The organism is Bradyrhizobium sp. (assembly GCF_030697065.1).
Lineage (GTDB): Bacteria > Pseudomonadota > Alphaproteobacteria > Rhizobiales > Xanthobacteraceae > Bradyrhizobium.
In genome coordinates, this window is record NZ_JAUYQU010000159.1 from 1 (window position 1) to 17,987 (window position 17,987).

Sequence of the window (17,987 nt, forward strand, 5' to 3'; positions counted from 1 at the left end):
CACGTATAAGCCGTAAACCGTTGCGCGGGGAAAGCCGGATGATCCGGTTGCCCTGTGGTCTACTCGTGCACTTTTTGTGCGCGACCGCGGGTGCGATCGGCGCCCGGCTTTCCCCGCGCCCTCTCTTCTGATGGAGGGCGAAACCGAAGCAAACCTCGGGCGCCTCGCGCCGCGGGAATGCGAACGTATGTTCACTCGCTACTTGAAATTCGTATACACGCTCGGCCGGCAATGGCGAGGAATGTTGACGTCACGCCGCCCCACCCTTCGAGGAACTTGCCCACCATGAACGGACCGGCGCAGCTAAAGGCTGTGACGCCTCAGTCGGTCGAGCGGCGCAGTTCGGCTGCGCCTTCCGGCTTCGCCGCTTCCGCCGCGGTCGCGGGCTTCACGGGTTCGAGTTTCGCGCTGTCCACCTTCGGGGTCTGGACGCTCGCGGTGATGTCGCCGCGCGATGCGTCCGCCGAGCGGGCGATGCCCGGGGCCTGCAGCGAACGGGGCCGCGCCACGGCGCGGGCCATCAGCATCTGGGCCGCGCCCTGATGGCGGAAATCGCAATAGGCGAAGCCCATGCCCGAAACCGAGCCGCGGAAGCTGCGCTCGTCCTTTTTCACGAGATTGAAGCAGGGCTCGAACGGAATCCCCTTGATCGAGGCGCAGACGGCCTGGCCACGAACCTGCAGCGTATTGCCGGGAAGGCGCATGTGGCGCACCCGGCCCGCGCCGGAAAACTGCACCGCGCCCGCGGCGCCCATGTCGTCAAGAATCCGGCCGGAGCCGCGGGTGCCGTCAAAGCAGGTAAACGCGAACACCTTGCCGCTGACGAATCTGCGGGCCTCATCGGCAGTCATCTGCCCGGCCAGAGCGGGCGCGATCACCGCACCGGCCGCGACAACCCCCAACACGAAACGCGCAAACATGCTGCTACTCCGAACCTGACCTTAGCGCGGGTGACGCCCGATGACCTTTACCCGCTGCTTACCATACCAACCGTGGCAACATTGGAGCAGCTTCGTTGGTAAAGTCTGAACGCCGTTAGGGAATTTTTACCACGATTCGACCGCGGACCTGCCCGGCAAGTATTCGAGCGCCTGCCGCGATGACCTCGTCCAGTCCAATTTCATGAGTAATTTCAGCAAGTTTCCCGTGATCCAGATCTCTCGCGAGGCGGCTCCAGGCGGCCTTGCGCAGTTCGATCGGGCACATCACGGAATCGATGCCGAGAAGGCACACTCCGCGCAAAATAAACGGCGCCACCGAGGACGGCAGGTCCATGCCCGCGGCGAGGCCACAGGCGGCGACCGCGCCGCGGTATTTCGTCATCGACAGCAGGTTGGCCAGGGTGGTCGAGCCGACGCTGTCGATCCCGCCCGCCCAGCGCTCCTTGGCCAGCGGCTTGGCCGGCCCCGAGAGTTCGGCACGGTCGATCACCTCGGCCGCTCCGAGACCTTTCAGATAGTCGGCTTCCGACATCCGGCCGGTCGAGGCGATGACGTGATGACCGAGTTTCGCCAGCAGGGCCGTGGCGACCGATCCGACGCCGCCGGCGGCGCCGGTGACGACGACCGGGCCATCCTTGGGGGTCAGGCCATGTTTTTCCAGCGCCAGCACGGCAAGCATGGCGGTGAAGCCGGCGGTGCCGATCGCCATGGCGTCGCGCGCCGACATGCCCTCGGGCAGCCGCACCAGCCAGTCGCCCTTGACCCGCGCCTTTTCGGCGTAGCTGCCGAGATGGGTCTCGCCCATGCCCCAGCCGGTGCAGATCACCTTGTCGCCGGCCTTCCATGCCGGATTCGACGACTGCGCGACGGTGCCTGCGAAGTCGATGCCGGCGATCATCGGAAAGCGCCGCACCACCGGCGCCTTGCCGGTGACGGCCAGGCCGTCCTTGTAGTTCAGCGTGGAATATTCGACGGCGACCGTGACGTCGCCTTCCATCAATTCGGCTTCGTCGAACTGCGTGAGCGCGGCGGTGGTTCCCTTTTCCGCCTTGTCGATCCTGATCGCCTTGAACATGGCCAAAATAAACTCTCCCCAAATCCTGATCGGGGGATGTTTACCCCATCAGGCCGGTTGCGCAACCGGGCGCGCCACCGGCGCCTCGACGATCGGCAGGTTGATCAGCGCCGACAGCACGCCGAACAGCACCGCCAGCCACCAGATCGGGGTGTAGGACCCGAACTGCTCGAACACGATGCCGCCCAGCCATACGCCGAGGAAGCCGCCGACCTGATGGCTGACGAAGGCAAATCCATACAGCGTGGCGAACCAGCGGGTGCCGAACATCAGCGCCACCAGCGCCGAGGTCGGCGGCACCGTCGACAGCCAGGTCAGGCCGGTGATGGCGCCGAACGCGATCGCCGAGAATGGGGTGATCGGGAACGAGATGAAGACGAGGATCGACAGCGCGCGGGTGAAATAGATCACCGACAGGATGTAGCGCTTCGGAAAGATGTTCTGCAGCCAGCCGACGCCCAGCGAGCCGACGATGTTGAACAGGCCGATGGCGGCGATCACCCAGCCGCCGGTTTGCGCCGTCACGCCGCGGTCGGACAGATAGGCCGGCAGATGCACGGTGATGAAGGCGAGCTGAAAGCCGCAGGTGAAGAAGCCCAGCACCAGCAGCACGTAAGAGCGATGGCCGAAGGCTTCCGCCAGCGCCGTCCTGAACGATTGCTGTTCCACCACGGGCACATTGGCCGATGTCGCCGGCGGGGTCGCCAGCGCCAGCGACAGCGGAAGGATCAGCAGCATCAGGCCCGCAAACACGATCAGCGCCGATTGCCAGCCGAAATTGTCGATCAGCGCCACGCCGAATGGCGCGAACAGGAATTGTCCGAACGATCCGGCGGCGGTGCCGGCGCCGAGCGCGATGCCGCGCTTCTCGGGCGGCAGCAGCTTGCTGAAGGCCGAGAGCACGAGGTTGAAGGAACAGCCGGAAAGCCCGAAGCCGATCAGAACGCCGGCACTGAGATCGAGCGACAGCGGGGTGGTGGCGTAGCGCATCATCAGCAGGCCGCCTGCGTACAGCAGCGCGCCGACCCACATCACGCGCAAGACGCCGAAGCGGTCGGCGATGGCGCCGGCGACCGGCTGGCCCAGCCCCCACAACAGGTTTTGCAGCGCCAGCGCGAGGCCGAACACGTCGCGGCCCAGGGACAGATCCCGGCCCATCGGCTGAATGAAAAAGCCGACGCTGGATCGCGGCCCGAAGCTCAGCAGGGCGATCGCGCAGCCGCAGATGATGATCACCAGCGGCGTCCGCCAGCCGATGCCTTGGGCGGGGCGGAGGTCGGCTGCGCTGGTCGTCATGGCATTCCCCGGTGGCTGGCTTCGAAGCCGGCTTGGCCAGCGAGCCCAAGGCAGGGAGTTAATGCATTCGCATTAAAATCCCAATCATCCGTTTGGGTGAATCACGCGATGCATTGCAGCATTGCAAAATCCGGGCAGACGGCCGGATTTCTGTGCCTGACACGCGGGGATTTCGGGCCGCCGCCTCAGCGCCTGGCGCTGGCCAGCTCGGCCGAGCTCTGCGCGGCTTCGGCGAGCTTCGCCGTGATTTCCGCGGTTTGCTCTCGGGTCCCCCAGCTTGGCGCCTCGCTGCCGTCGCCCCAGTTCCGCGGCCGGTAGAAGGTGTGGACGCCGGTCTTGTACATCTTTCGCATCTCGCTGACCCAGGACGGGCGCACCCAATAGGCATGGTAATGGGTCGATTTCGCCACCTCCGGCAGCCAGATCTGGCCGTCGAGCATGGCCTTGGCGATCTTCCTGGCGCGGTCCCACATGTCGGGCTCTTTCACCACGTCGACGTTGTTGTCGCAGGCGAAGGTGAACTGGCAGGCGAGATGGCGGTGCTTGTTCTGGTAGACCACGCCGCACACGGTCACCGGATACTTGCCGGAGAAAGCGCGGTTCAGCACCACCTGCGCCACCGCGATCTGGCCGCGCACGGCTTCGCCGCGCGCCTCGAAATAGATGACTTCCGTGAGGCACTTTTCCGACTTGGCGCGCGACGCCGCATCGAGAAGGCCGAGGCGCTCAGCCGGCGTCTTGGCGCGCTGGTTATCGGCGTTGACTTCACCCTTGGCGGCCACGCTCTCGCCACTCTCGACGGCCCTGGCCGGTTCATCGGCCGGCGTCGGCAGCGACGCCAGCACCTTCAGGTCCGGATCGGGCGCGCCCGGCAGCACGATCATCGGTTCTTCGCCGGGCTGCCAGCGCTCCATGCTCCCGGCCGTGCCGAGCGAGGAGCTGCCGAAATACAGGCTGGAGGTCTTGAACGAGAAAAGATCGCGCCGCGGAGCGGGCTCGGCCGCGGGTTCGGCGAGCGGATCGGCTTCGAGCGACAACGAATCATCGTATTGCGCCAGTGGCGGCGCGCTCAGCGCGGCCGTCAGTTCCGCGTCGAGTCTGGCGGGTTCGAGGGCCGGCGCGGCGCTGGCGGTTTTTGCGCCCTTGACGGACGCATTCGAGTTCGACGGGTCTTCCTGGGTCGGCGGGCCGCCGGCGGGCGCCGGTGCAACCGCTTCCGGCGGGACCGCGACAAGGCGATCGCCCTTCAGGGTGCGGTCGACCTTTGGGAAATCGGACATCTGATAGCGCGGCGGCGCCTGCACGAGCGGATTGCGCGTCACCGAGCCCGTGATATCGATGCTCTGGTTGTCGAGACGGGCCAGCCGATAGTTCACGGTCTGCGGCGAGGCGGTGCCGATCGGACGGCCGAAGCTGTAGGTGGCGAGTTGAATGTTGCTGGCGGCGGAGCTGACGCGCTTCTGCCAGCGTTCCGCGACACCGGGCTGCCTGGCCAGCAGCGATGCAATATCCTGGTATCCTAGCTCGGTCGGGATCAATGCGAAGATGCAAAGACCCAGACCGAAGGGCGCGAAACGCGCGCCCTTCGGCCGGTTACGCATGACTGACATCGATTACGCTCACGCAACGCTTACAGGTACAAAATCGAATTTCAGTACATCCGTAAAATTCGATCTTTTTTGGTGGTACCGAATTTAGGTTGCCGGGGCGTTAATCGCAGTTGCACGCGCGATACACGCAAGGGAACGTTGCGATGGGCGCGATGACTTCGAAAGGCTTGGTAAACAGGCACTCGCCTGAAATGGTAAACGTCGCGTCAACGAAGATGATGAAGAATTTCAGCCGTCATCCGGGCCGATGCCACCGGGTCCGGCCTTCGGCCGTCCCGATGATAAACTCCGCATCGAACCCGGAAGCTCGAAATTCCGGGTGTGGTACTTCGCACCATCCCGGAATGACAGACGATAGACCGATTCCGTTCCGAGGACTCGCATGCTGACCAAAGCCCCGCACCTTTTCGACGACGCCACAAGGGTGACCGCCGGCGACAGCCGCTGGCAGGGCCGCACCAGCGACGATTACTGGGCCTTTGTCGGGCCGTTCGGCGGCGCCACCGCCGCCACCATCCTGCGGGCGCTGATCGATCATCCGGAGCGCGCCGGCACGCCGCTCGCCCTCACCGTGAATTACTGCGCGCCGATCGCCGCCGGCGCGTTCGATCTCGACCTTCGGCTGGTCAAGGCCAACCGGTCGTCGCAGCATTGGTGCGTGGAACTGACGCAAGGCGGCGGCGAGGTCGCGACGCTGGCCACCGCGGTGTTTGCCGAGCGCCGTCCGTCCTGGTCGCACCAGCCCGCATCGTTTCCGCAAGCCGTCCCATTCGAACAGATCAGGCCCTATCCCAAGATCAAGGCATCCTGGGCCAATCAGTATGATTTCCGTTTCATCGAAGGCAATCCGGATTTGGCCGGAGCGACGCCACACGCCGAGCCGGCGAGCGCCTATTCCAGGGTGTGGATCGGCGATCGCGTTCCCAGAACGATCGACATGCTGTCGCTGATGTCGATGTCGGATGCATTCTTCGCCCGCATCTTTCATGTCAGACGCGAATTCGTGCCGTTCGGCACGGTGTCGCTGACGACCTATTTTCACGTCGACACCGACGATCTCGCCACAGAGAATACGAGCCGCGTGCTCGCGGTCGCCGACGCCAGGATCTTCAACAAGAGTTACGGCGACCAGAACGGCGAGTTGTGGTCGCCGAACGGACGCCTGCTCGCGACCACGACCCAGATCGCGTATTTCAAGGCGTAGGGAACATCCGGGCGCAACTACTGTTCGATCTGTTCGATCCATCGAAAGTGGCTCACAATGCCCGACGACGCCGGACCCCCGCGCATTGCCCTGCTCGGCATTCCCCTCGAGATCGGCGCGTCGCAACGCGGCACGCTGATGGGACCCGATGCGCTGCGCACCGCCGGCATCGGCCGCGTGCTCGGGCAATTGGGATTTGCGGTCGAGGATCACGGCAATCTCGCGATATCCTCGGTTTCTCCCGCCGAGGGGCCGCCCCCCGCTCATGCGAAGTACTACGACGAAATCAAAATTTGGGTTCGCGCGCTCAGCGAACGCGCCTTCGAACTCGCGCGCTCAGGCGCCATTCCGATATTCATGGGCGGCGATCACAGCCTGTCGATGGGGTCGGTGAACGGTGTCGCGCGCTACCGGCAGGAACAGGGCCGGCCGCTGTTCGTGCTGTGGCTCGACGCCCATGCCGACTACAACACGCCCGACACCACCGAAACCGGCAACATGCACGGCATGTCCGCGGCGTTCCTGACCGGCGAGCCCGGCCTCGACGGCCTGCTCGGCCACCAGCCCCGCGCCCCGATCGGCACCGATCGGCTCGACCTGTTCGGCATCCGGTCGATCGACCCGCCTGAGAAGGCACTGGTCCGCGACCGCCGCATCGCGATCGCCGACATGCGCGCGATCGACGAGTTCGGCGTCGGCGTCCTGATCCGGCGGGTAATCGAACGGGTCAAGGCGCAAGGCGGCGTGCTGCATGTCTCGTTCGACGTCGATTTTCTCGATCCGGCGGTAGCGCCCGGCGTCGGCACCACGGTGCCCGGCGGCGCCACCTATCGCGAGGCGCACCTGGTGATGGAGTTGCTGCACGATTCCGGACTGGTGCGCTCGGTCGACATCGTCGAACTCAACCCGTTTCTCGACGAGCGCGGCCGCACCGCCCGCGTCGCGGTCGAACTGGTCGGCAGCTTGTTCGGCCTGCAGATCACCGACCGTCCGACGCCGAGCAATGCGGTGTTTCCGGACAATACGTGAGAAGCAAAAACGACGGCCTGCGGCCGCCCTTTGTCTTCCGCCATTTTTCGTAATTCCGGACGGGCCGTCTTCGGACCGATCCGGAATCTGGAGATTGTATTTTCGAGATTCCGGGTTCGCGCTTGCGCGCGCCCCGGAATGACCCTCTGGGGCTCACTCCGCCGCGAGCTTGAGGTCGGGTGCGGCGGCGCGGACGTCGGCGTCGACCTGGGCTTCGAATTTTGCAAAATTCTTCTGGAACATGCCGACCAGCGCGCGCGCGGTCTTGTCGAACTCTGCCTTGTCCTTCCAGGTGTTGACGGGATCGAGGATCTCGCTCGGCACGCCCGGCAGCGCGGTCGGCACCGCGAAGCCGAAATACTTGTCGGTGCGGAAATCGACGTTGCGCAGGCTGCCGTCGAGCGCCGCCGTCAACAGCGCCCGCGTCACCTTGATCGGCATCCTGGAGCCGGTGCCGTATTTGCCGCCGGTCCAGCCGGTGTTGACCAGCCAGCAGTCGACATCGTGCTTCGCGATCAGTTCGCGCAGCATGTTGCCGTAGACAGAGGGATCGAGCGGCAGGAACGGCGAGCCGAAGCAAGTGGAGAATTCCGGCTGCGGCTCGTTGCCGAGGCCCCGCTCGGTGCCGGCGACCTTGGCGGTGTAGCCGGACAGGAAGTGATACATCGCCTGAGCCGGCGTCAGCTTGGCGATCGGCGGCAGCACGCCGAACGCGTCGGCCGCCAGCATCACCACGTTCCTGGGGTGACCGGCGCGGCCGCTGCGCGAAGCGTTGGGGATGAAGTCGAGCGGATAGGCCGAGCGGGTATTTTCGGTCTTCGAGCCATCGTCGAAATCCGGCACCCGTGTGTCTTCATCGAGCACGACATTCTCCAGCACCGCGCCGAAGCGATTGCTGGCGGCATGGATCTGGGGTTCGGCTTCCTTCGACAGCTTGATGCATTTGGCGTAGCAACCGCCTTCGAAATTGAACACGCCTTCATTGCCCCAGCCGTGCTCGTCGTCCCCGATCAGGGTGCGGTTCGGATCGGCCGACAGCGTCGTCTTGCCGGTGCCGGACAGGCCGAAGAAGATGGCGGCATCGCCCTTCGGCCCGACATTGGCCGAGCAGTGCATCGGCATTACGCCCTTGGCGGGCAGATAATAATTCAGCGTGGTGAACACGCTCTTCTTCATCTCGCCGGCATAATAAGACCCGCCGATCAGGACGATCTTGCGGGCGAAATCGATCGCGACCACGTTCTGCGAACGCACGCCGTGACGTTTGGGATCGGCGCGGAAGCTCGGGATGTCGATGATGGTGAGTTCAGGCACGAAATCGGCGAGCCTCGCCGCGTCGGGCCGGATCAGCAACGTGCGGATGAACAGCGAATGCCACGCCAGTTCGGTGAACACCCGGGTCTTGATCTGGAAGCTCGGATCGGCGCCGCCAAAGAGGTCCTGCGCGAACAGCGTCATGCCTTCGGCGTGCTTGAGGAAATCCTGGTACAGCGCCTCGAACTGCTCCGGCGTGATCGACTGGTTGCCGGCCCACCACATCTTCTCGGTGGAGGCGTCGCGAACCGTGAACTTGTCCTTCGGGCTTCGGCCGGTGAATTCACCGGTATCGGCGCACAACGCGCCGTCGGCCGACAGCACCGCCTCGCCTGCGGCCAGCGAGTATTGATAGAGTTGCGGCGCGCCCAGATTCCAGTGCACCTGCTTGAGATTTCTTAAACCGAATTTATCGGCGCCGAAGGCACCGTTGCGCATACCCGTCTCTTGCACCGAAGAATCCTCCTGAACCCGCGTATCTCGATCGCGCGAATGCCGCCAGTCGCGCCTCTATCGCGGTGACCTTCAATATAGCCTTGCGGCCTCGGTCCGGCGACCTAATACTCAGGAACGCCGGGCTTGCCAAGCCGATCCCATAGTATTTGGTTTATTCAAGGGCCGGGTCTTTGATGCGGCGCAATGCTTGCTGCGTATTGCCGCATTGCGGGGCCATGACAGCGCGACCATCTGCCGGATCAAGGGATTCTGTTGCGACGCACAAGCGCGCTTCACCATGGTCGCAAGCGCGCCGCCGGGATGAATATCGGCAGCGGCAACCCGGAGATCTTCGCCGCCGCGTTCGTTTCGGCTGCCCGGACAGTTGCGGCAGGCTTGCACGTTCCAACCGGCGGCGATGATCTGCTATGGCTGTCCTTTAGCCCGCGCCTCGCCCGCCTGCCTGACCAGCATCTTGCGCAACTCGCCTGGGCCGGTGACCCGTTCCGGGAATTCCAGCCGCAGCGTGGCGGTACCGGCCTGCAGGTCCATGCCGTCAGGGTCCCATCCGGTGCAGCTCCAGTCGGCGGCCGCGGCGCCCAGAAGCCTGGTCGCGTAGAGCTGGATGGCGTCGCGATGGTCGGCATTCATATGCTCGACAGCCCCCTGTTCGGCCTCCAGCGCCGCGCCGGCGTCAGAAATATCGGTGAGAAATTGCTCCGGCGCGAGGTCCACGATCCGCCCGAATCCGGCCACCAGATGCGCGGCTGTGGGCCGGATTCGAAAAAACGAGAAATCCTTGAAGTTCACAAAGGCCTCGGCGGACGGATGGACGTTGAGGTAGCGCCGGCGCAGGGTCGGAAGCTGGTCGGCCCCGGCCTCCTCGGCGCGGCCCGCCAGCATGATCCGGGCGCCCTCCAGCGGATCGCCCTCGGCCCGCTCGTCCAGCATCAGCGAGACCCTGGCATCCCCGAGAATGTTCCTTGTATGCAGCGCCAGCCGCGAAATCAGCAGGATCGGCGAGCCGTCGGGGTGGCTGGCAAGGTTCACCAGCGAGCAATAGGGGTCGCCGGTTCCCGCCATCAAAGTCGCCAGAGCCCCTTGCCGGCTGCGCCGGAGTAGCGACCGGGTCAGCCGGCCGGCATCGAAATCAGGGGTGGGCTGCATCGGCCATCTCCAGACATCTCATTGCAATACGGACCTTTTCCCGGCCAAGCGGGTAATATATAGCTGGTAGCCTAGGTAGCTTAGGCGTTTTGCGGAACTCGGTCACACTTCAGCCCAGCTTGCATTGCTCGTTGACCGCGTACGAAGCCCATTTGGGCGGCGCATCGCTGGATTGCTCGCCGTTCCAGCCACACTCGTTCTGAAAGCAGGCTCATGCCCACAATCGCCCTGGTCGACGACGACCGCAACATTCTTACATCCGTCTCGATCGCGCTCGAAGCCGAAGGCTATCGCATCATGACCTACACGGATGGTGCGTCCGCGCTCGACGGCTTTCGCACCAGTCCGCCGGACCTGGCGATTCTCGACATCAAGATGCCCCGCATGGACGGCATGGAGACGTTGCGGCGGCTGCGGCAGAAGTCCGACCTGCCGGTGATCTTCCTCACCTCCAAGGATGAGGAGATCGACGAATTGTTCGGGCTCAAAATGGGCGCCGACGATTTCATCCGCAAGCCGTTTTCGCAACGCCTGCTGGTCGAACGCGTCAAGGCCGTGCTGCGCCGCGCCGCGCCGAAGGACCCGACCGCCGCACCGAAGGAGACCGACGCCAAGGCGCTGGACCGTGGTCTGCTCAGGATGGATCCGGAGCGCCACACCTGCACCTGGAAGAACGAGGCGGTGACGCTGACGGTGACCGAGTTCCTGATCCTGCAGGCGCTGGCGACGCGCCCCGGCGTGGTCAAGAGCCGCAACGCGCTGATGGATGCGGCCTATGACGATCAGGTCTATGTCGACGATCGCACCATCGACAGCCACATCAAGCGGCTGCGCAAGAAGTTCAAGGTGGTGGACGACGATTTCGAGATGATCGAAACCCTCTACGGCGTCGGTTACCGCTTCAAGGAAACCTGATTTTCGGGGCGTTCGGCGCGCGGCCGACTGACGCCGCCGCCCGCATCGGCTAGGATGCGCACCACGCGAGACGCCCTCGAAACAACCGGCAGTGTTGGCCATTGCTCGATCGAACGCAGCCTGATCCCAACCTGAATGCCGAGGACGCCCCGCCGTCGCGGGCGCGGCACAACGACGCCGTCGAAAGCCCGCCGGCGCGCGGTTGGCAACGCCCGCTCGGCTGGCTGCGCCGCACCGGCCAGTTCTTCTTCGCGCTCTCGTTTTCCAGCCTCACCCGGCGCATCGTCTCGCTGAATCTCGCCGGCCTGATCGCGCTGGTGGCGAGCATCCTCTACCTGTCGCAATTCCGCGCCGGCCTGATCGATGCGCGCGCCGAAAACCTGCTGTCGACGGGCGAGGTGATCGCGCGCGCGATCGCCGCGACCGGCACCACCGAGAGCCACGCACTCACCATCGACCCGGACCGCCTGCTCGACCTTAAGCCCGGCGAAAGCTACGGGCCTTCCGACGCCGTATTGTCCGGCCTGGACTTCTCGATCAATCCGGAGCGCATCGCGCCGGTGCTGCGCGGCCTCGTCTCCCCGACCAAGACGCGCGCGCGCATCTACGATCGCGACGGAGTGCTGATCCTCGACAGCCGCAGCCTCTACAGCCGCGGCGACGTCATTCGCTTCGACCTGGCTCCGCCCTCGACCGGGACGCCAGGGATCGCCGAGCGCGCGATGGTCGCGTTTCGCACCTGGCTCAATCGCGGCGACCTGCCGCTCTATCGTGAACTTGGGCCGGAGAACGGCAAGGGGTACCATGAAGTCGGACGCGCGCTGGGCGGCGTCAAGGGTTCGATGGTGCGAATCAACGAGCGAGGTGAGGTCATCGTCTCCGTGGCGGTGCCGGTGCAGCACTTTCGCGCGGTCAACGGCGCCTTGCTGCTATCGACGCAGGGTGGCGACATCGACCAGATGGTAACCGCGGAGCGGCTGGCCATCCTGAAGATCTTCGCCGTTGCCTCGGTCGTGATGATCGCGCTCTCGCTGTTGCTGGCGAGCACCATCGCAGGTCCGGTACGCCGGCTCGCCGACAGCGCCGAACGGGTCCGCCGCCGCATCAGGACCCGCGTCGAAATCCCCGATTTCACCCGCCGCCGCGACGAGATCGGCCATCTCTCCGGCGCACTGCGCGACATGACGGACGCGCTCTATAACCGGATCGAGGCGATCGAGACGTTTGCCGCCGACGTCGCCCATGAATTGAAGAACCCGCTGACGTCGCTGCGCTCCGCGGTCGAAACGCTGCCGCTGGCGCGCAACGAGAACAGCCGTTCGCGGCTGCTCGCCGTCATCGAGCACGACGTCAAGCGGCTGGACCGGCTGATCTCGGACATCTCGGATGCCAGCCGGCTCGATGCCGAGTTGCAACGCCAGGACATGACGTCGGTCGATCTTCGGCGCCTGCTGACCGCGCTGACGACGGTGGCCAACGAAACCAGGCGCGGCAACAACGTCGCGGTGGAAGTCCGCTTCGAGGGCCGCGAACCCGGAGACACCTTCTCGGTGCCGGGCCATGATTCACGGCTCGGACAGGTGATCTCCAACCTGCTCTCCAATGCCCAGTCGTTTTCCGAAGCCGGCGGCAAGCTGCGCATCGCCTGCCGCCGCGTGAAGAACGAAATCGAAATCGTGGTCGATGACGACGGGCCCGGAATTCGCGAGGACGCGCTGGAGCGGATCTTCGAGCGGTTTTACACCGACCGGCCGCACCAGGGTTTTGGCCAGAATTCCGGACTGGGGCTGTCGATCTCCAAGCAGATCATCGAGGCCCATGGCGGGCGGATCTGGGCCGAGAACCGCGTGGGTCCCGTCAACGCCGAGGGCGAGCCGACCATTGCCGGTGCGCGCTTCGTGGTTCGGCTGCCCGCGCCATGACGGGCGCGGCGACCGCCAGCGTGCACGGCTCGGCCGTGCTGGTGGGCGATCGGGCGGTGCTGATCCGCGGGCCCTCGGGGGCAGGCAAGTCACGGCTGGCATTCGATCTGATCCTGGCCGGGCGCGCCGGGCAGATTCCGGCGGCCGTGCTGATCGGCGACGACCGCGTGCATCTGGAACAGAGCGGCGGGCAAGTGGTGGTACGACCGGCGCGCGAACTGGCCGGCCTGATCGAGGTCTATGGGCTCGGAATCTTCAGCTGCGACTACGCGCCTCAGGCCATCGTGGGGCTGGTGGTCGATCTCGCAGCCCCCGATGCCGAACGGCTGCCGCCGCCGGAAGCGCTCCGGGCGGCGATAATTGGTATTGAGCTACCAAGAATTCCCGCAAAGGCTGGTATGTCCCCGCTTCCACTCGTCATTGCGGCACTGACCATGACCGCGATTTCATCTTCCGCGCTGCCTCCGGGCGATTGCCCGAAGGGAATTGGTAACCATATCAGTCCCACACTCGCGACCGAATAGACCGCCGCCAGCTCCCAGTCCCAACCCTGATTCCGGGAGAATCGCGAAGATCCCCCCTTGCGCGGGGGCTCTGGATGGTCAAAGTGGCGCGTTCGTGCGGTGCACCAAAAGCACCCGCGAGGAGTTTCCGATGATTGGTCTAGTACTTGTGACCCATGGGCGCCTTGCCGACGAGTTCAAGGCAGCGCTCGAACATGTCATGGGCCCGCAAAAGCAAATCGAAGCCGTCACCATCGGTGCCGAGGACGATTCGGATTTGTGTCGAAGTGACATTATCGAAGCGGTCAACCGCGTCGACAGTGGCGATGGCGTTGCAATCCTCACCGACATGTTCGGCGGCACGCCTTCCAATCTCGCGATCTCCTGCATGAGCCGTCCCAAGGTGGAAGTGCTCGCGGGAATCAATCTTCCCATGCTGGTCAAGCTGGCCAAGGTCCGCGAGGAGCGATCGCTTCCCGACGCCATCGCCATGGCCCAGGAAGCCGGCCGCAAATACGTCACCATCGCCAGCCGGGTTCTCGCCGGCAAATGAGCGACGACGGCACGGCCTTCCCACACGATGCCGGGCCGAGCATCCCGTCGGGCGCGGTGACGCGCGAACTTCCCATCATCAACAAGCGCGGCCTGCACGCCCGCGCCTCGGCGAAATTCGTCCAGATGGTCGAGCGCTTCAACGCCGAAGTCTGGGTCACCAAGGGCAACGAGACCGTCGGCGGCAACTCGATCATGGGGCTGATGATGCTGTCGGCCGGACCGGGCACCTCGATCACCGTCTCGGCGATCGGCCCCGAGGCGCAGGCTGCCCTCGATGCGATCACCGAACTGGTCGCCGGCAAGTTCAACGAGGAAGGCGTCTAGGCGCCCCGTCATTCCGGGGCGCGCTTCAGCGCGAACCCGGAATCCCGAGATCGTACGCTCGGCGCCCAACCCATCCGAATTCCGGGTTCGATGCTTCGCATCGCCCCGGAATGACGGGCACCTACTGCGCCGGCGGCGCGATGAACACCTTCCAGGTGATCGCCGGGCCGGGATAGCCCTTGAAGAAGCGCTGCGTGGTGATGGTGAGGCGCTCGGCATTGACGGCATTCGCCGCCATCCACGCCTCGCACACCGGCAGCCGGCCGTCGGTGGTGTCGCAGACGCCGATGAAGCCGAGGCGCCTTGCCTCTTCCAGCGAGGTCAGCCCGGACGACCAGATTTCGCCCGGCGTCAGCGGCGCCGGATGGTCCGGACTGTAGAACGTCAGCGGCTGGTTCATTTCCGTGGTCCCGGCGACCACCGCCCAGCGCGAATGAAACCGGGTGCGCCAGGCCAGCGTCAGTTCGCGGGCGAGTTCGGAGCGCGCGCCATAGGTCGCGGCGCCGTTCGGATTGACCGCCATCTCGCGCGCCGCGATCCAGGGCGAGGCGGCCAGCACGATGAGCGTGATCGCGAGCCAGATCGCGGCGATATGAAACAGCGCGATCCGGCGCAGGCGCAACGCCGGTATCGCCACCAGCGCCAGCGGCGTCAGGAAGAACAGCGAGATTCCCCAGTCGGTCTTCATGTAGATCAAGAAGGCCAGCGCGCCGAGCACCGGACCGATCGCGACCACGGCCTGGATGATCCAGACATTGAGCGCCTGCGACAGGTTCACGCCCGGATTGGGGCCACGCGACCATGTCTGCGAGAACAACGCCGACGGTCGCCAAACCGGGGTCGCCAATGCCAGCGCCAGCGACGCCAGCGCGATCGGCAGCGCCAGCAGCGCGACATTGTGGCCGACATAGCCCAGCACGAGCTGCACGTTCTGGGCGCGCGTCAGTTGCGTGTAGACGTCGCCGGCATAGGTCAGCGGCACGAAGTCCACTTCCCGCAGCCACACCAGATGCGGCAGCAGCACCGCCACCAGCGCGGCTATCGCCACCCACGGCGCCGGCGAGCGCAGGAACCGCAGCCGATCCGGATGCAGCAAGGCCGCCAGCCCGACCGCGCCGATCATGGTGAGCACCCAGTATTTCGTCATCAGCGCCAGCGCGGCGGCGAGCCCGAGCCACAGGCCGGAGCGGACGCTGCGCTTCTCGAACGCATCGAGAAAGGCCAGCACCAGCAGCGGCAGCGTCACCAGTTGCAGCAGGTCCGGATTGTACTTGAAGCCCTTGAAGTTGAAGATCGGATAAAGCGCCAGCATCACCACGACGAAGAAGGCGCGGCGGCGGTCCACCACGCGCAGCGCGATCAGCCAGCAGATCACGAGACCGCAGCTCACCGTGGCCATTGCCAGCGCATAGGTCGCCCAGTTGGCGACGGGAAACAGCTTGAACCAGAGGCCGGCGACCCAGCCGGAGAGTGGCGGATGCTTGCCGTAGCCGAACTGGAACTTCTGGCCCCAGGCGAAGGCCTCCGCGACGTCCATATGGACGTCCTGCGCCGCCTTCAGGTTGACCAGGATCAGGGTCCAGAGCACCGCATGGGCGGCGGCAAAGCCGATCACCAGCCAAAGTCCGGCCTTCGGATCGGAGGCGGTGGCCGCGAGCCATGCCGGCCATCGCCGGACCCTTGGCCAGCGCCGCGCGCGCGCCGCCGCGGGCAGAAATGATGCAGTCGACATGGCCCGTGCGTAGCGCGTTTTGACGGGAAGTGGAATCAGCTTGGCGTGAAGAAGCCCCGCCAAAAAGCCGCATTATGGTTGCCGCAGCGGGGTGCCAATGCTATCCCGCGCCCATGACATCCATCCCTATTTCCAACATCCGCAACTTCGCCATCGTTGCGCATATCGACCATGGCAAATCGACGCTGGCCGACCGTCTGATCCAGACCACCGGGGGCCTGCAGGCGCGCGAGATGAAGGAGCAGGTGCTCGATTCCATGGATATCGAGCGCGAGCGCGGCATCACCATCAAGGCGCAGACGGTGCGGCTGACCTATCCGGCCAAGGACGGCAACACCTACATCCTCAACCTGATCGACACTCCCGGCCATGTCGATTTTGCTTACGAGGTGTCGCGGTCGCTGGCCGCCTGCGAGGGCTCGCTGCTGGTGGTCGATGCCAGCCAGGGCGTCGAAGCGCAGACATTGGCAAACGTCTATCACGCGCTCGATGCCGGCCACGAGATCGTGCCGGTGCTGAACAAGATCGACCTGCCGGCGGCCGAACCGGACCAGGTCAAGCGCCAGATCGAGGACGTGATCGGCATCGACGCCTCCGACGCGGTGATGATCTCGGCCAAGACCGGCATCGGCATCGACGACGTGCTGGAAGCCATCGTGCACCGGCTGCCGGCGCCGAAGGGCGACCGCAACGCGTCGCTGAAGGCGCTGCTGGTCGACTCTTGGTACGACGTCTATCTCGGCGTCGTGGTGCTGGTCCGCATCGTCGACGGCGTGATGAAGAAGGGCCAGCGCATCCGCATGATGGGCACCAGTGCTGCCTATGACGTCGAGCGCGTCGGCTTCTTCACGCCGAAGATGACGCAGGTCGACGAGCTCGGCCCCGGCGAAATCGGTTTCATTACCGCCGCGATCAAGGAAGTGGCGGACACCCGGGTCGGCGACACCATCACCGACGACAGGAAGCCGATCACCGAGATGCTGCCGGGCTTCAAGCCGGCCGTCCCCGTGGTGTTCTGCGGCCTGTTCCCGGTCGACGCCGACGATTTCGAAACGCTGCGCGCGGCGATGGGCAAGCTCAGGCTCAACGACGCCAGCTTCTCGTTCGAGATGGAAACCTCCGCAGCCCTCGGCTTCGGCTTCCGCTGCGGCTTCCTCGGCCTGCTGCATCTGGAAATCATCCAGGAACGTTTGAGCCGCGAGTTCGATCTCAACCTGATCGCGACCGCGCCGAGCGTGATCTACAAGATGCATCTCACCGACGGGCAGGAGATCGAGATCCACAATCCGATCGACATGCCCGACGTGGTGAAGATCGCCGAGATCGAGGAGCCGTGGATCGAGGCCACCATCCTGACGCCGGACGAATATCTCGGCAGCGTGCTGAAGCTGTGCCAGGAACGCCGCGGTTCGCAGAAGGAGCTGACCTATGTCGGCAATCGCGCGATGGTGAAATACGAACTGCCGCTCAACGAAGTGGTGTTCGATTTCTACGACCGGCTGAAGTCGGTCTCGAAAGGCTACGCCTCGTTCGACTATCACCTCACCGACTACAAGCCGGCCGATCTGGTCAAGATGCAGATCCTCGTCAACCTCGAACCGGTCGATGCGCTCTCGATGCTGGTGCATCGCACCCGCGCCGAGGGCCGCGGCCGCGCCATGGTCGAGAAGATGAAGGAGCTGATCCCGCCGCACATGTTCGTGATCCCGATCCAGGCCGCGATCGGCGGCAAGGTGATCGCCCGCGAAACCGTCCGCGCGCTGCGCAAGGACGTCACCGCGAAGTGCTACGGCGGTGACATCAGCCGCAAGCGCAAGCTTCTGGAGAAGCAGAAGGAAGGCAAGAAGAAGATGCGGCAGTTCGGCAAGGTCGACATCCCGCAGGAAGCGTTCATTGCCGCGCTGAAGGTGGATAGCTGAGGGCTGCCATTTAGGCGAGCTTCAACTAGCAGGCTTCGGGAGAGTA

15 protein-coding genes are annotated in these 17,987 nt (G+C 64.9%); 8 read left to right on the forward strand and 7 right to left on the reverse strand.

All coding sequences use genetic code 11. The annotated features are described in order from the left end of the window. Positions 1-320 precede the first annotated feature (320 nt). The 4 genes from Q8R73_RS12340 to Q8R73_RS12355 all read right to left on the reverse strand — a co-directional run bounded on the left by Q8R73_RS12340 (position 321) and on the right by Q8R73_RS12355 (position 4,922). Positions 321-920, reverse strand: coding sequence for a hypothetical protein (locus Q8R73_RS12340; RefSeq protein ID WP_305719826.1), 600 nt, complete (start codon positions 918-920; stop codon positions 321-323). A gap of 115 nt (positions 921-1,035) precedes the next feature. After that, on the reverse strand, positions 1,036-2,022 hold the full coding sequence (locus tag Q8R73_RS12345; protein WP_305719827.1) for an MDR family oxidoreductase: 987 nt from the start codon (positions 2,020-2,022) through the stop codon (positions 1,036-1,038). Between the two features lie 42 nt (positions 2,023-2,064). Continuing rightward, positions 2,065-3,312 (reverse strand): MFS transporter, encoded by a 1,248-nt coding sequence (locus Q8R73_RS12350; protein ID WP_305719828.1) that lies wholly within the window; start codon positions 3,310-3,312, stop codon positions 2,065-2,067. Between the two features lie 185 nt (positions 3,313-3,497). Further along, on the reverse strand, positions 3,498-4,922 hold the full coding sequence (locus tag Q8R73_RS12355; protein WP_305719829.1) for a cell wall hydrolase: 1,425 nt from the start codon (positions 4,920-4,922) through the stop codon (positions 3,498-3,500). Positions 4,923-5,304: 382 nt separating this feature from the next. Here Q8R73_RS12355 and Q8R73_RS12360 point away from each other — a divergent pair, with 382 nt between their 5' ends. Together Q8R73_RS12360 and rocF are read left to right on the forward strand one after the other, a co-directional pair. After that, positions 5,305-6,126 (forward strand): acyl-CoA thioesterase II, encoded by an 822-nt coding sequence (locus tag Q8R73_RS12360; protein ID WP_305719830.1) that lies wholly within the window; start codon positions 5,305-5,307, stop codon positions 6,124-6,126. Between the two features lie 57 nt (positions 6,127-6,183). Beyond that, positions 6,184-7,155, forward strand: coding sequence for an arginase (rocF, locus tag Q8R73_RS12365; protein WP_305719831.1), 972 nt, complete (start codon positions 6,184-6,186; stop codon positions 7,153-7,155). 153 nt (positions 7,156-7,308) lie between these two features. On the opposite strand, the gene Q8R73_RS12370 is transcribed toward rocF, so the two are convergent. Continuing rightward, complete coding sequence (locus tag Q8R73_RS12370) at positions 7,309-8,922, reverse strand: phosphoenolpyruvate carboxykinase (protein WP_305719832.1); 1,614 nt, start codon at positions 8,920-8,922, stop codon at positions 7,309-7,311. 408 nt (positions 8,923-9,330) lie between these two features. Further along, a complete protein-coding gene (locus tag Q8R73_RS12375) occupies positions 9,331-10,071 on the reverse strand; it encodes a HugZ family protein (RefSeq protein WP_305719833.1) in 741 nt (246 codons plus the stop codon). Between the two features lie 213 nt (positions 10,072-10,284). Between Q8R73_RS12375 and Q8R73_RS12380 the strand changes: the two genes are divergently transcribed. The 5 genes from Q8R73_RS12380 to Q8R73_RS12400 all read left to right on the forward strand — a co-directional run bounded on the left by Q8R73_RS12380 (position 10,285) and on the right by Q8R73_RS12400 (position 14,290). Continuing rightward, positions 10,285-10,986 carry a response regulator transcription factor gene (locus tag Q8R73_RS12380; protein WP_304740697.1) on the forward strand — a complete coding sequence of 234 codons (702 nt, stop codon included), beginning with the start codon at positions 10,285-10,287 and terminating at the stop codon, positions 10,984-10,986. Between the two features lie 101 nt (positions 10,987-11,087). After that, a complete protein-coding gene (locus Q8R73_RS12385) occupies positions 11,088-12,908 on the forward strand; it encodes a sensor histidine kinase (protein WP_305719834.1) in 1,821 nt (606 codons plus the stop codon). Beyond that, on the forward strand, positions 12,905-13,432 hold the full coding sequence (locus Q8R73_RS12390; RefSeq protein ID WP_305719835.1) for an HPr kinase/phosphorylase: 528 nt from the start codon (positions 12,905-12,907) through the stop codon (positions 13,430-13,432). The genes Q8R73_RS12385 and Q8R73_RS12390 overlap by 4 nt, the downstream gene beginning before the upstream one ends. Positions 13,433-13,562: 130 nt before the next feature. After that, on the forward strand, positions 13,563-13,964 hold the full coding sequence (locus Q8R73_RS12395; RefSeq protein WP_024509305.1) for a PTS sugar transporter subunit IIA: 402 nt from the start codon (positions 13,563-13,565) through the stop codon (positions 13,962-13,964). Beyond that, positions 13,961-14,290 carry an HPr family phosphocarrier protein gene (locus Q8R73_RS12400; protein ID WP_305719836.1) on the forward strand — a complete coding sequence of 110 codons (330 nt, stop codon included), beginning with the start codon at positions 13,961-13,963 and terminating at the stop codon, positions 14,288-14,290. Before Q8R73_RS12395 ends, Q8R73_RS12400 begins: the two co-directional genes overlap by 4 nt. A gap of 121 nt (positions 14,291-14,411) precedes the next feature. Here the strand turns inward: Q8R73_RS12400 and Q8R73_RS12405 are convergent, their stop codons facing one another. Beyond that, positions 14,412-16,022, reverse strand: a complete 1,611-nt coding sequence (locus tag Q8R73_RS12405; RefSeq protein ID WP_305719837.1) for a glycosyltransferase family 39 protein — start codon at positions 16,020-16,022, stop codon at positions 14,412-14,414. A 113-nt stretch (positions 16,023-16,135) separates the two neighbouring features. Here Q8R73_RS12405 and lepA point away from each other — a divergent pair, with 113 nt between their 5' ends. Then, a complete protein-coding gene (gene lepA, locus Q8R73_RS12410) occupies positions 16,136-17,941 on the forward strand; it encodes a translation elongation factor 4 (RefSeq protein WP_305719838.1) in 1,806 nt (601 codons plus the stop codon). Positions 17,942-17,987 lie beyond the last annotated feature (46 nt).

Coding starts and splice junctions, on each gene's coding strand:
- Q8R73_RS12400 (WP_305719836.1), top strand. CDS start 13,961: ATGAGCGACGACGGCACGGCCTTCCCACACGATGCCGGGCCGAGCATC.
- Q8R73_RS12380 (WP_304740697.1), top strand. CDS start 10,285: ATGCCCACAATCGCCCTGGTCGACGACGACCGCAACATTCTTACATCC.
- Q8R73_RS12405 (WP_305719837.1), bottom strand. CDS start 16,022: ATGTCGACTGCATCATTTCTGCCCGCGGCGGCGCGCGCGCGGCGCTGG.
- Q8R73_RS12395 (WP_024509305.1), top strand. CDS start 13,563: ATGATTGGTCTAGTACTTGTGACCCATGGGCGCCTTGCCGACGAGTTC.
- rocF (WP_305719831.1), top strand. CDS start 6,184: ATGCCCGACGACGCCGGACCCCCGCGCATTGCCCTGCTCGGCATTCCC.
- Q8R73_RS12360 (WP_305719830.1), top strand. CDS start 5,305: ATGCTGACCAAAGCCCCGCACCTTTTCGACGACGCCACAAGGGTGACC.
- Q8R73_RS12340 (WP_305719826.1), bottom strand. CDS start 920: ATGTTTGCGCGTTTCGTGTTGGGGGTTGTCGCGGCCGGTGCGGTGATC.
- Q8R73_RS12355 (WP_305719829.1), bottom strand. CDS start 4,922: ATGTCAGTCATGCGTAACCGGCCGAAGGGCGCGCGTTTCGCGCCCTTC.
- lepA (WP_305719838.1), top strand. CDS start 16,136: ATGACATCCATCCCTATTTCCAACATCCGCAACTTCGCCATCGTTGCG.
- Q8R73_RS12350 (WP_305719828.1), bottom strand. CDS start 3,312: ATGACGACCAGCGCAGCCGACCTCCGCCCCGCCCAAGGCATCGGCTGG.
- Q8R73_RS12375 (WP_305719833.1), bottom strand. CDS start 10,071: ATGCAGCCCACCCCTGATTTCGATGCCGGCCGGCTGACCCGGTCGCTA.
- Q8R73_RS12390 (WP_305719835.1), top strand. CDS start 12,905: ATGACGGGCGCGGCGACCGCCAGCGTGCACGGCTCGGCCGTGCTGGTG.